This window comes from Zobellella taiwanensis (assembly GCF_003012795.1).
GTDB classification, from domain to species: domain Bacteria; phylum Pseudomonadota; class Gammaproteobacteria; order Enterobacterales; family Aeromonadaceae; genus Oceanimonas; species Oceanimonas taiwanensis.
The window spans coordinates 61,604-74,781 of sequence record NZ_PXYH01000014.1; the positions used below are offsets into that span (position 1 = coordinate 61,604).

At 63.9% G+C, this 13,178-nt stretch carries 11 protein-coding genes; 8 read left to right on the forward strand and 3 right to left on the reverse strand.

The genetic code is table 11. The annotated features are described in order from the left end of the window. Positions 1-112: 112 nt before the first annotated feature. The 3 genes from C7I36_RS11110 to C7I36_RS11120 all read left to right on the forward strand — a co-directional run bounded on the left by C7I36_RS11110 (position 113) and on the right by C7I36_RS11120 (position 1,816). A complete protein-coding gene (locus C7I36_RS11110; protein WP_106453782.1) occupies positions 113-781 on the forward strand; it encodes an ABC transporter ATP-binding protein in 669 nt (222 codons plus the stop codon). Further along, positions 778-966, forward strand: coding sequence for a hemerythrin domain-containing protein (locus tag C7I36_RS11115; RefSeq protein ID WP_106453783.1), 189 nt, complete (start codon positions 778-780; stop codon positions 964-966). The genes C7I36_RS11110 and C7I36_RS11115 overlap by 4 nt, the downstream gene beginning before the upstream one ends. Positions 967-1,084: 118 nt before the next feature. Beyond that, the gene (locus C7I36_RS11120) at positions 1,085-1,816 is read left to right on the forward strand and encodes an endonuclease/exonuclease/phosphatase family protein (protein ID WP_106453784.1); all 732 of its coding nucleotides are present in this window, start codon (positions 1,085-1,087) and stop codon (positions 1,814-1,816) included. A 6-nt stretch (positions 1,817-1,822) separates the two neighbouring features. Here the strand turns inward: C7I36_RS11120 and C7I36_RS11125 are convergent, their stop codons facing one another. The 3 genes from C7I36_RS11125 to argE form a co-directional block, all read right to left on the reverse strand. Continuing rightward, positions 1,823-2,914: an ADP-ribosylglycohydrolase family protein gene (locus C7I36_RS11125; protein WP_106453785.1), complete on the reverse strand. Its 1,092-nt coding sequence runs from the start codon at positions 2,912-2,914 to the stop codon at positions 1,823-1,825. Between the two features lie 69 nt (positions 2,915-2,983). Next, a complete protein-coding gene (ppc, locus tag C7I36_RS11130; protein ID WP_106453786.1) occupies positions 2,984-5,605 on the reverse strand; it encodes a phosphoenolpyruvate carboxylase in 2,622 nt (873 codons plus the stop codon). A 116-nt stretch (positions 5,606-5,721) separates the two neighbouring features. Then, complete coding sequence (gene argE, locus C7I36_RS11135; RefSeq protein WP_106453787.1) at positions 5,722-6,873, reverse strand: acetylornithine deacetylase; 1,152 nt, start codon at positions 6,871-6,873, stop codon at positions 5,722-5,724. Positions 6,874-7,126: 253 nt separating this feature from the next. Here argE and argC point away from each other — a divergent pair, with 253 nt between their 5' ends. The 5 genes from argC to argH all read left to right on the forward strand — a co-directional run bounded on the left by argC (position 7,127) and on the right by argH (position 13,165). Next, positions 7,127-8,140: an N-acetyl-gamma-glutamyl-phosphate reductase gene (argC, locus tag C7I36_RS11140; protein ID WP_106453788.1), complete on the forward strand. Its 1,014-nt coding sequence runs from the start codon at positions 7,127-7,129 to the stop codon at positions 8,138-8,140. Positions 8,141-8,146: 6 nt separating this feature from the next. Further along, the gene (gene argB, locus C7I36_RS11145; RefSeq protein WP_106453821.1) at positions 8,147-8,932 is read left to right on the forward strand and encodes an acetylglutamate kinase; all 786 of its coding nucleotides are present in this window, start codon (positions 8,147-8,149) and stop codon (positions 8,930-8,932) included. A 10-nt stretch (positions 8,933-8,942) separates the two neighbouring features. Further along, entirely contained in the window at positions 8,943-9,860 is a 918-nt protein-coding gene (locus tag C7I36_RS11150) for an ornithine carbamoyltransferase (RefSeq protein WP_106453789.1), read from the forward strand. Next, positions 9,860-11,071: an argininosuccinate synthase gene (locus C7I36_RS11155; RefSeq protein WP_106453790.1), complete on the forward strand. Its 1,212-nt coding sequence runs from the start codon at positions 9,860-9,862 to the stop codon at positions 11,069-11,071. Before C7I36_RS11150 ends, C7I36_RS11155 begins: the two co-directional genes overlap by 1 nt. Before the next feature lie 213 nt (positions 11,072-11,284). Beyond that, a complete protein-coding gene (gene argH / locus C7I36_RS11160; RefSeq protein WP_106453791.1) occupies positions 11,285-13,165 on the forward strand; it encodes an argininosuccinate lyase in 1,881 nt (626 codons plus the stop codon). The last annotated feature ends 13 nt before the right edge of the window (positions 13,166-13,178 follow it).

The window sequence follows — 13,178 nt, forward strand, 5'->3', positions numbered from 1 at the left end:
GCCGCGGCAGGCGCCGTATTTTCCGGCCCCGCCGCCCGTCCGGATCATGGCGAAGGGGCGCAACAGCGCTTAGGCTCTTGTTCAATGGAGCCTTTTACGCGAGAGCCGCAACATGCCCCCATCTCCGGATCCCCGCCTGCCGATCTATCGTACCCAGGGCCTGACCAAGGTCTACGGCAGCGGACCCTCGGCGGTGCACGCCCTGCGCGGGGTGGAGCTGACGCTGCCCGCGGGGGAGCTGGTGGTGTTGCTGGGCCCCTCCGGCAGCGGCAAGTCCACCCTGCTGAACCTGCTCGGCGGACTCGACGCCCCCAGCGGCGGCCGGATCTGGTTTTTCGAGCGGGAACTGACCGCCATGGACGAGGCCCGCCTCACCCGCTACCGGCGGCGCCATGTGGGCTTTGTGTTCCAGCTCTACAACCTGATGCCCAGCCTGACCGCCCGGGAGAACGTCGAGCTGGTCACCGACATCGCCGAGCAGCCGCTGGACGCGGGCGAGGCCCTGCCCATGGTGGGGCTGGCGGCGCGGGCCGATCACTTTCCCGCTCAGCTCTCCGGCGGCGAGCAGCAGCGGGTGGCCATCGCCCGCGCTGTCGCCAAGCGGCCGACGGTGCTGTTCTGCGACGAGCCCACCGGCGCCCTCGACAGCCAGACCGGCCGCGCCGTGCTGCGGGTGTTGCAGCAGGTGAATCGCGAGCTCGGCACCACGGTGCTTATCGTGACCCACGCCGCCGCCACCGCCGCCATGGCCCACCGGGTGATCCACTTCTGGCGACCATGAGCCACACCCACCGGGAAATCTACAAGGCGGTGCAGGGGCTGGAGCGCCTGGCCGCGGCGCTCGAGGCGCCGGACCTGGCATCGTCCGCCCTGCCCGAGCTGCAGCGAGCCCTGTACGCCCTCGACACCATACTGCGCCTGCATTTTGCCCAGGAAGAAGAGCTGTATCACAACCTGGCCGGATAAGCCCGGTCATCTCGCCCGGCGTGTGGATACCGGGCCGGGTATTTCCCCGTTGGCGTGGCGGAGCGGCCGGGGATGCTAAGATGGAGGTTGTATCCCGGCAACCGCAGGACAGTCCCCTATGCTCCGTCCCCGTATCGCGCCCCACCAGCTCGGCCACCAGCACCAGCCTCTGGATGGCGACGAGCTGGGCGTGTTGTGCTGGAATACCCAGAAGCTGACCCTGACTCCCCGTTTTCATCTGTGCCTGGCAGGCCTGATGGCCCGTTTTCCCACTAACCTGCTGTTGTTGCAGGAGGCCAAGCTGGCCCTCAATGAACGCTTGCTGGAGGGCTGGTCCTATGCGGTGTCGCCCAATATCCAGACGCCGGCGCACCTGTTCGGGGTGCTTACCGCCGGTCGTTGTGCCTTCGACGGCATCCAGCCCCTGCTCAGCCGCAGCCGCGAGCTGCGTTTTGCCACCCATAAAAGCCAGATCCTGACCCGCCATCCCCTGGGCGGGAATGCCGAGCTGCTGGTCGCCAATATCCATGCCATCAACTTTGTTCCCCACGGCCGCTTCCATGGCGAGATGGAACAGCTCAAGCGGGAACTGCTGCGCCACCGGGGACCGCTGATCGTGGCCGGCGATTTCAATGTCTGGAGCCGGCAGCGCTGGCGCTACCTGCTGGAGTTTTGCCGGACCATGGGCCTGCGCCAGGCGGTGATGGCGGACGGCCACTACATCAAGCACTACCTGCGCCAGCCTCTCGACTTTATCTTCTACCGGGAATTGCAGCTGCGTTCGGCGACCGCCATCGATACCGATGTGGTCTCCGATCACAATCCTATCTACGCCCGTTTTTCCCTGTAACCGGCTTCAGTTTTCCTCCGTGGCCAACTGCTCCGCCAGCCGCCGGGCGAGCGCCAGCAAGGCATCGGCCTCGGCCAGCCCGTCGATAAAGCGCTGGGGGATGCCGGCCAGCCCCACCTGGGCTCCCACCAGGGTGCCGGTGAGCATGGCGCGGGCCTGGTTCTGGCCGCCGCCGTTGATGGCGTGCAGTACGGCGGCCTCGAAGTCGTCGTGGAAGCGGGCGGCCAGGTAGTAGGAGGCGGGCAGCAGGTGGTAGATGGCACAGGGCATGCCGTACACCAGCGAGACCTTCCAGGCCGGCTCGATGCGGATGGCGGGATCCTCGGCGGCCCTGGCCATGTAGGAGGGGGTGAGCAGGGCGTCCGGCGAGGCGAAGCGGCCGGCCCGGGGCGGCTCTGGTGCATGGGACGGCGGCGGTTGCAGCCGGTCGGCGGTGACGGCATGGAAGGGCAGCTCGCCGGTCCGGACCCGCGCCATCAGCTTGCCGGACAGGCCAGGGTCCAGCCTATGTCCCTGCACCAGCAGGCCGGTAACGGCGGCGAAGGCCACCGTCATCGCCACCAGGTTGTTGTCTATCTGGGTGAGCACCGTATTGGCCGCCACCGCCTCGGCCAGCCGGCGCGGCGAACGGGCGTGGCGCACGGCGATGGCCAGGGTGCGCTCTATCGCCTCTGTGGTGTCGGCGAAGCCGCCGCAGCGGCCCCAGGGATGGCCTTCTTCCACCCGCTTGTGCCAGGCATCGCGTATCGACTGGCTGGTGTAGCCGCCGGGGCCGGCGTGGGGCGTGCCGTCGAGCAGGGGAAAGAAGTCATGGTCCAGCCGCCAGCAGAAATCGGCCTCGTCGTAGTCGCCGCAGTCCACCAGGGAGGCCAGGGTCAGCTTGAGCAGCAGGCCGGCCTGGGAGAGTTCACCGGCCTTCAGGCCCTGGTGGTAGCGGCCGGGTTTGGGGGTGGTGTAGCCGTCGATCCAGTCGCCATGGTCTTGACGTAGCTCATCGAGGTCATAGTACCAGTGGGGGCCCACGCCCAATGCTTCGCCGATAAAGGCGCCCATGAGGGCGCCGGCGGCACGGTCGGTGAGGGAGGAAGAAAGGGTCATGGCGGAGCTCCGGTGGCCAGGGTCTCCTTAGTGTAGAAGCCCTGGCCATTTCCTGGCGCGCCGGCGGGATCAACCGGTGTTGCGCATGCCCGCTGCCACCCCGGCGATGGTCACCATCAGCGCCTGGTCCAGCACCGGGTGGATTTCGCCCTGCTGGCGGGAACGCTTGAGCAGTTCGGCCTGCAGCACGTTGAGCGGATCCGTGTAGGGGTTGCGCAGCTTGATGGATTCCTTGATCCAGGGCTGGTCGGAGAGCAGCTCGGCCTCTTCCTTCAGTTGCAGGATAAGCTCCATGCTTGCCTTCAGCTCTTCCCGCAGGCGCGTGCCCAGGGGCTTGAGCGCTTCCGGCACCAGCACGCTGTCGTAGTAGGCGGCCAGGCCCAGGTCGGCCTTGAGAAACACCATCTCCAGCATGTCCAGGCGGGCGCGGAAGAAGGGCCAGCGTTTGTTCATCGCCACCAGGGTGCTTTCGTGGCCGTCCTCGATGGCCCGCTCCAGCCCCTTGTGGGCGCCCAGCCAGGCGGGCAGCATCAGCCGGTTTTGGGTCCAGGCGAAGATCCAGGGGATGGCGCGCAGGCTTTCCACCCCGCCGTTGGGCTTGCGCTTGGCCGGACGCGAGCCCAGCGGCAGCTTGCCCAGCTCCAGCTCGGGGGTGGCGGCGCGGAAATAGGGCACGAAGTCGGGCTCGCCGCGGATCAGCGAGCGGTAATGATCGCAGGAGACCCGGGCCATGGTGTCCATCAGCTCGCGCCACTGGGGTTCGGGCTCCGGCGGCGGCAGCAGGTTGGCCTCGAGCACGGCGCTGGCGTAGAGCGCCAGGCTGTCGATGGCCACCTGGGGCAGGCCGAACTTGAAGCGGATCATCTCGCCCTGTTCGGTGACCCGCAGGCCGCCCAGGGTGGAGCCGGGCGGTTGCGCCAGGATCGCCTGGCGGGCGGGGCCGCCGCCCCGGCCCAGGCTGCCGCCCCGGCCGTGGAACAGGGTCAGCTTGACCTGCTCTTTCGCGCTCAGGTTCACCAGTTGTTCCATGGCGCTGTACTGGGCCCAGCCGGCGGCCAGCATGCCCGCGTCCTTGGCGGAGTCGGAATAACCGATCATCACGTACTGGTGGCCCTGCAGGTAGCCGCGGTACCAGGGCAGGGCATACAGCTGCTCGATCACCTCGGCGCCCCGGTTGAGGTCGTCCAGGGTTTCGAACAGCGGCGCCACCGGCAGCGGGAAGTCGACGCCGGCTTCCTTCAGCAGCAGCTGTACCGCCAGCACGTCGGAGGGGGCGCCGGCCATGGAGATGATGTAGATGCCGAAGGCATCGCGGGGGTGCTCGGCGATGACCCTGCAGGTGTCCAGCACTTCCCTGGTGTCATCCGAGGGCTGCCACTGGCGCGGCAGCAGCGGCCGGCGGGAATTGAGTTCGTTGAGCAGGAAGGCCTGCTTGTCGGATTCGCTCCATTCGGCGTAGTCGCCCAGGCCCAGGTAGCGGGTGATCTCGGCCAGGGCCTGGGTGTGGCGGTCGCCGTCCTGGCGGACGTCGAGCTTGAGCAGGTGGATGCCGAAGCAGGCGACCTTGCGGATCACGTCCAGCAGCAGGCCGTCGGCAATCAGCCCCAGGCCGCATTCGTGCAGGGAGCGGTAGCACAGCTCCAGGGGTTCACGCAGCTGTTCGGTGCTGGTGATCAGATCCCGGGCGTCGGTCTTCTGGCCCTGCACCCTGGCGTTGAGGTGCATCAGGGTCTCGCGCAGATCTTCCCGCAGCCGGCGCAGTATGGCCCGGTAGGGCTCGTCGCTCTCGCCGCTCTGGATGTAGAGTTCGCGGCTGGCTTCCGACATGGACAGCTCGGACACCAGTTCCTGAATGTCGGCGAGGAACAGGGAACTGGCCATCCAGCGGCCGAGCAGCAGCACTTCCCGGGTGACCTTGGCGGTGACAAAGGGGTTGCCGTCCCGATCGCCGCCCATCCAGGAAGCGAAGCGCACCGGCGCGGCGTCCAGCGGCAGGCGCACGCCCAGGTGGTCGTGCAACTGCCGGTCGAGCTGGCGGATGAATTTGGGCAGGGCCGGCCAGAGGCTGTTTTCGATCACCGCGAAGCCCCATTTTGCCTCGTCCACCGGGGTGGGCCGCTGGGAGCGAATTTCGTTGCTGTGCCAGGCCTGGGCGATCAACTGCTCGATCCGGGTCAGGATCTCCGCTTTTTCCGGCTCGGGCAGATCCAGCTCCAGGGCGGCCAGGCAGTCGTTGAGCTGCACGTGCTTGTGGATAAAGGTGCGGCGGGTGACTTCGGTGGGGTGGGCGGTGAGCACCAGCTCGATGTCCAGGGCGGCCACCGCCTCCTTGATGCGGTTGTCGTCGAGGTTGGCGCCCTTGAGCCGCTCGAACACCTGGTGCAGCGGGCTGGGGCCGGCGCTGCGCTGGTACTCCCGGGAAATGGTATGGAACTGCTCGGCCACGTTGGCCAGGTTGAGGAACTGGCTGAAGGCGCGGGCCACCGGCAGCAGCTCATCGTCACTCAGGTTTTTCAGGGTGCCGAGCAGCCGCTCCCGGTCGTCGGGATTGCCCTGGCGGGCCGATTTGGCCAATTGGCGGATGGTTTCTATCTTGTCGAGAAAAGCCTGGCCGTGGTGGGTCTTGATGGTGTCGCCGAGCAACTGGCCCAGCAGGCCGACGTTGGCCCTGAGTGCCGCATGATTATCCATATCTGCCTCTGATTTTTGTTAATTAATTACAAGAATTATGATTAACCAGAATTTATCTAGCCATTTTTCCCGGTTCCGGTCAATCCCGCTTCGGGATTGACCGAAAATTCTGTAATTTATTTACTTAAGCAGAAGCGTTTGACCAGATGTTGCAGCACCTGGACGGTAGGGGTGACGAAGGACAGATCCAGGTATTCGTCGGGCTGGTGGGCCTGGGCGATATGGCCGGGACCCAGCACTATGGTCTGGCAGCCCAGTTGCTGGATGAAGGGCGCCTCGGTGCAGTAGTTCACCGCTTCCGCCGGGTGGCCGGTGATCTCGGCGGCGGCCCGGACCAGCTCGGCGTCGGGGTCGGTGCCGTAGGCGGGAATGGGCTCGTGCAGGTGGCTCACCTCCACCGCATCCGGATACTGCTCCCTGATGGGCTCAAGGGCGTGGTGCAGCAGCCCCATCAGTTCGTCGGGGCCGACCCCGGGGATGGGCCTCATGTCGAAGTGCAGCTCGCAGCAGGCGCAAATGCGGTTAGGGCTATCGCCGCCATGGATATGGCCCAGGTTGAGGGTGGGCTGGGGCACCTTGAAATGGGGGTTGGCGTACTTCTCCTTGAGCTGGCGCTGCAGGTCGAGCAGCCGGCCCATCACCTGGTGCATGATTTCCAGGGCGTTGAGGCCGTTGGCCGGATCCGAGCTGTGGCCGCTCCTGCCGGTGATGCGGATGGCTTCCGACATATGGCCCTTGTGCATCATCACCGGCACCAGGCCGGTGGGCTCGCCGATCACCGCGTAATCGGGCTTGATGGCCAAGGCGCCAGCGATGGCCCGGGCGCCGGCCATGGTGGTTTCCTCGTCGGCGGTGGCGAGGATGCGGATGGGCTTGTCGAGCTGGCTCAGATCCAGGTCCTTCAGCGCTTCCACAATAAAGGCAAAGAAGCCCTTCATGTCGATGGTGCCCAGGCCATAGAGGCGGTTGCCTTCCTCGGTGAGCTTAAAGGGGTCCTTGTTCCAGCGGCCCGGGTCGAAGGGCACCGTATCGGTGTGGCCGGCCAGCAGCAGGCCGCCGTCACCGCTGCCCCTGGTGGCCAGCAGGTTGAACTTGCCGGGCAGATCGGGCAGTTCGGTCACTTCCACCTCGAAGCCGAGCTGGCTGAACCAGTCCGCCAGCAGGCGAATGACCTGTTCATTGCTCTGGTCCCAGCTGGGATCCGTGCTGCTGATGGAGGGCAGGGCGATGATGCTACGGTACATGTCCAGCAGATTGGGCGATTTCATGGGATCTCCGTCGGGATTTTATCTAATTTAAATTCAACACAATTGCATAAATATGTTTTTATTGCTAGGCTGCGGACTTGTCATTATCCGGGTAACTAGCGTAACAGATGGCCATGTATTTCCCCTCCTCACCACAGCGACGACGACGGCCTGTCAGAGCCTTTTCACTAGGGTGACACAAGCCCTGAAAACACGCTAGGCTGAAGCCTGCCTGTCCCCATACCAAGCTGAATCGATATTAACGGATACGACCATGTTGAAAGCTGCAATCATTGGTGCCAGCGGTTACACCGGAGCCGAACTGGCCGGTTTGATCCAGGACCACCCCCATCTGACCCTGGCCGGACTCTATGTGTCCAACGGCAGTCTGGATGCCCACAAACCCTTTTCCAGCCTGCATCCGCGCTGGCGCGGACAGATCGATCTGCCGTTGCTGCCCCTGGACGACGAAGCCATCAGTCGCATTCATACCGAGGCGGATCTGGTGCTGCTGGCCACCGCCCATGAGGTGAGTCACGACCTGGCCCCCGGCTTCCTGGCCAAGGGCCTGCCCGTCTTCGACCTCTCCGGTGCCTTCCGGGTGCCCGGTGAGGGTTTCTACGACCGTTTCTACGGTTTTTCCCATCAGCACGGCGACTGGCTGGCCAAGGCCGCTTACGGTCTGGCCGAGTGGAACCAGGAGGCGATCAAGGCGGCCCAACTGATAGCGGTGCCCGGTTGTTACCCCACTGCCTCGCTCAGCGCGCTCAAGCCGCTGCAGCAGGCAGGGCTTGTCGCCGAGGGTACCCGCCCCATCATCAGCGCCGTATCCGGCGTCAGCGGGGCCGGGCGCAAGGCCAGCATGAACAACAGCTTCTGCGAGGTCAGCCTCAAGCCTTACGGCGTGTTCAACCATCGCCACCAGCCGGAGATCAGCCACCACCTGGGCCAGCAGGTGGTGTTCCAGCCGCACCTGGGCAACTTTATCCGCGGCATCCTGGCCACCGTCTATGTGCAATTGAAGGACGGCGTGAGCGATGAACAGATCGCCGCCGCCTACCACCAGGCCTACGATGGCCAGAACATAGTGCGCCTGGCGGGCCAGTGGCCCCAGATCAACGACGTGGCCGGTACCCCCTTCTGCGATCTGCACTGGGGCCGGGACGGCAACCAGCTGATCGTGGTGTCGGCCATCGACAATTTGCTGAAAGGAGCGGCCAGCCAGGCCATCCAGTGCATCAACATTCATCAGGGATTCTCGCCGGTGGCGGGGCTGATCAAGGAGTAAGCTATGATGTCAACGCAACAACCGCTGGTGATCAAGCTGGGTGGCACCCTGCTGGAAAGCGACAAGGCCCTGGCGGCCCTGTTCACCACCCTGAAAACCTTTCTGGATGAGGTGAACCGGCCCCTGCTGCTGGTGCACGGCGGCGGCGTATTGGTGGACAACCAGCTCAAGGCGATGGGCCTGACCTCCACCAAGAAGAACGGCCTGCGGGTGACTCCCTTCGAGCAAATCCCGGTGATCGCCGGCGCCCTGGCCGGCACCGCCAACAAACTGCTGCTGGCCCAGGCCATCGCCCACGAAATTCCCTCGGTCGGCCTCTGCCTGGGTGACGGCGGCCTGTGCCGGGTCAGCCAGCTGGATCCCGAGCTGGGCGCCGTGGGCCAGATCGAGGGCGGCGATGCCACCCTGGTGAACAGCCTGCTGGCCGGCGGCTTCCTGCCCATCGTCAGCTCCATCGGCATCACCTTCGACGGCAAGCTGATGAACGTGAACGCGGACCAGGCGGCCACCGCCATCGCCGAAATCCTGGACGCGGACCTGGTGATGTTGTCGGACGTGAGCGGCATTCTCGACGGCAAGGGCCAGCGCATTGCCCACCTGACCGAGGCCGCCGCCCAGGAACTGATGGACAAAAACATCATCAAGGACGGCATGGCGGTCAAGGTGAAGGCGGCGCTCAAGGCCACCAAGACCCTGGGCAAGCCGGTGGCCGTGGGCAGCTGGCGCTATCCCGAGCAGCTGTTGTCGCTGCTGGCGGGCGAATCCGAGCACGGCACCCGGATTTCCCACTAAAGGAGGCGTTATGCAGCATTTACTGAGCCTCAAGGATTACAGCAAGGAACAGATAGAACAGTTGTTGGCCCTGGCCAAGGCGATGAAAGCCAACCCCGGCCAATACGCCGATGCTCTCAAGGGCAAGAGCGTGGTGACCCTGTTTGAAAAGCCGTCCCTGCGCACCCGGGTGACCTTTGACATCGGCATCAACAAGCTGGGTGGCCATGCGGTCTACCTGGACAGCCAGAACGGCGCCATGGGCAAGCGGGAAACGGTGCAGGACTTCGCCGCCAACCTGTCGCGCTGGTGCGACGCCATCGTGGCCCGGGTATTCGACCATCAGACCCTGGTGGAAATGACAAAATATGCTACCGTGCCGGTGATCAACTCCCTGTGCAACCTGTATCATCCCTGCCAGGCGCTGGCCGACTACATGACCATCGCCGAGCATCACGATGATCTGAGCAAGGTGCACCTGGCCTATGTGGGCGATGGCAACAACGTCACCAACTCCCTGTTGCTGACCGGCGCCATCCTGGGCACCACCGTCACTGCCGCCTGCCCGCGCGGGCACAACGTGGACGCCCAGATTTTGAAGGAGGCCGAGGCCCTGGCCGCGGTGAGCGGCGCCAAAATACGGGTGACCGACAGCCTGGACGATATCGAGGGCGCGGACGTGATCTATACGGACACCTGGGTTTCCATGGGCGATAATACCCCCCTGGATCAGGTGAAGGAGATCTTCATGCCGTACCAGGTCAACCAGGCCCTGCTTGACAAAACCGGAGCCAAACAGGTGCTGCATTGCCAGCCCGCCCACAGGGAGTGGGAAATAACTTCCGAGGTGATGGACGGCCCCGCCTCCCTGATCCTCGACCAAGCTGAAAATCGCATGCACGTCCAGAATGCCGTGCTGCTGACACTGATTAACAGGGATATTCATTAATGAGCCAATTCAAAAAAATCGTGCTGGCCTATTCCGGCGGTCTGGACACTTCGGCCATCATTCCGTGGCTGAAAGAGAACTACGAAGGCTGTGAAGTGGTGGCCTTCGTGGCCGATGTGGGCCAGGGCGCCGAAGACCTGGAAGGCGTCGAGCAGAAGGCCATCGCCTCCGGTGCCTCCAAGTGCATCGTGGCGGACCTGAAAGACGAATTCGTCAACGACTACGTCTACCCGACCCTGACCACCGGCGCCATCTACGAAGGCACCTACCTGCTGGGCACCTCCATGGCCCGCCCGGTGATCGCCAAGGCGATGGTGGAAGTGGCCCTGGCCGAAGGCGCCGATGCCATCTCCCACGGCTGCACCGGCAAGGGCAACGACCAGGTGCGTTTTGAAGGCGCCGTGGCCGCCCTGGCGCCCCAGCTGGCCATTATCGCCCCCTGGCGGATCTGGACCATGCGCAGCCGTGAAGATCTGCTGGCCTACCTGGCCGAGCGCAAGATCCCCACCACCGCCAGCGCCACCAAGATCTACTCCCGTGACGCCAACGCCTGGCACATTTCCACCGAGGGTGGCGAGCTGGAGAGCACCTGGAACGAGCCTTCCGAGCAGGCCTGGACCTGGACAGTGTCCCCCGAGCAGGCTCCGGACCAGGCCGAAACCCTGTCCCTGACCGTGGAAAAAGGCCGTGTGGTCGCTGTCGACGGCCAGACCATGAGCCCCTACCAGGTGCTGGTGACCCTGAACGAGCGTGCCGCCAGGCACGGTGTGGGCCGGGTCGACATCGTCGAGAACCGCCTGGTGGGCATGAAGTCCCGCGGCTGCTACGAAACCCCCGGCGGCACCGTGATGATGGCCGCCCTGCGCGCCGTCGAGGAGCTGGTGCTGGACAAGCCGACCCGCGCCTGGCGCGAGCGGGTGGGTGCCGAGTTCTCCCACCTGGTGTACGACGGCCGCTGGTTCACCCCGCTGTGCAAGGCGCTGCTGGCCTCTGCCGAAGCCATCGCCGAGGACGTGTCCGGTGAAGTAGTGCTGAAGATGTACAAGGGCCAGGTTACCGCCATCAAGAAGCGCTCGCCCAATAGCCTTTACTCCGAAGAATTCGCCACCTTCGGCGAGGACGAGGTGTACGATCAGAGCCACGCCGAAGGCTTTATCCGCCTGTACTCCCTGGCCAGCCGGATCAAGGCGCTGAAAAACCAGCAGAAATAAGGCAAAAATATTAAAAAAGGGGGGCCTTTGGCCCCCTTTTTTCGAGCTGTAAGCTATAAGCTGTCAGCGGTAAGAAAAAACTGCGTTATATTCACCATCTTGCAGATGTCGCTGGCCTGGCAGGTGAAATAACAGAACCACCAGCAACTCGGGCAGCTGATAGCTTACAGCTTAAAGCTTACGGCTTTGTTTTTAGAAAGGAGTAAAAAGGTTATGGCACTTTGGGGTGGGCGTTTCAGCCAGGCGGCAGATGCCAAGTTCAAGCAGTTCAATGATTCTTTGCGTTTCGACTATCGTCTGGCGGAGCAGGACATCGTCGGCTCCATCGCCTGGTCCCGGGCCCTGGCCAAGGTTGGCGTGCTGAGCGCTGAAGAGCAGCAAAAGATTGAGCTGGCGCTCAACGATCTCAAGCTCAAGGTGATGGAAGATCCCAGCCAGATCCTGCACTCCGACGCGGAAGATATCCACTCCTGGGTGGAAGGTCATCTGATCACCGCGGTCGGCGATCTGGGCAAGAAGCTGCACACCGGCCGCAGCCGCAACGACCAGGTGGCCACCGATCTCAAGCTGTGGTGCAAACAGCAGGTGCCGCCGCTGCTGGCCAAGCTGGACGCCATGCAGAAGCAACTGGTGACCGTGGCCCGCCAGCAGCACGCCACCGTCCTGCCCGGCTATACCCATTTGCAGCGGGCCCAGCCGGTCACTTTTGCCCACTGGTGCCTGGCCTATGTGGAAATGCTGGAGCGGGACTACACCCGGCTGCAGGATGCCTACAAGCGTATGGATACCTGCCCCCTGGGCTCCGGCGCCCTGGCCGGGACCGGCTTCCCCATCGACCGGCACGATCTGGCCCATTCCCTCGGTTTTTCCTCGCCCACCCGCAACAGTCTGGATTCGGTGTCCGACCGGGATCATGTGCTGGAACTGATGAACTGCGCCTGTAACTCCATGATGCACCTGTCGCGTTTTGCCGAGGATCTGATTTTCTACAACTCCGGCGAGTCCGGCTTCCTCGAGCTGTCCGACCGGGTCACCTCCGGCTCCTCGCTGATGCCCCAGAAGAAGAACCCGGATGCTCTGGAGCTTATTCGCGGCAAGAGCGGTCGGGTATTCGGCGCCTATGCGGGCATGATGATGACCCTGAAGGCGCTGCCCCTGGCCTACAACAAGGACATGCAGGAGGACAAGGAAGGGCTGTTCGATGCCCTGGATACCTGGTACGACTGCCTGGAAATGGCCGAGATGGTGCTGCACGACATCAAGGTCAACGAGGAAAAGACCCGGGAAGCGGCCCAGGGTGGCTATTCCAATGCCACCGAAATGGCCGACTACCTGGTATCCAAGGGTATTCCCTTCCGCGAAGCGCACCATATCGTCGGTGCCATCGTGGTGCACGCCATCGGCAAGAAGCTGCCGATGGAAGAGTTGCCGATGGAAGACTTCAAGCAGTTCAGCCCGCTGATTGAAGACGATGTCTATCCCCGCCTGTCGCTGGAATCCAGCCTGGCCAGCCGCTGCGCCCTGGGTGGCGCCTCGCCGGACCAGGTGGAATTCGCCCTTACCAGTGCCGAGCGCCGGCTGACCCAGCGGGATACCTCCGGTATTCATGTGCGCAGTGCCCGTCTTACCGATCTGGATGCCATCGAGCGCATGGTCAACTACTGGGCCAATATCGGCGAAAACCTGCCGCGCAGCCGCAAGGAGCTGGTGCAGTCCATCGGCGAGTTTGCCGTCACTGAAACCCAGGGCCAGATCAGTGGCTGTGCCTCCCTGTATGTGTACGACACCGGCCTGGCCGAAATCCGCTCCCTGGGCGTGGAGCCCGGCTTCCAGGGCCAGGGCCAGGGCAGGGCGCTGGTGGAGAAAATCCTCAAGAAAGCCGAGGACATGGCCATCGACCGGGTCATCGTGCTGACCCGGGTGCCGGAGTTCTTTATGAAGCTTGGCTTCAGCGCCACCAGCAAGACCCTGTTGCCCGAGAAGGTCATGAAGGACTGTGATCTCTGCCCCCGCCAGCATGCCTGTGATGAAGTGGCGCTGGAGATATTGCTCAAGGGCCGGTCCGGGCTGATTGGCAAAAGCAAGGTTGCTTAAAAATAACGCGGCC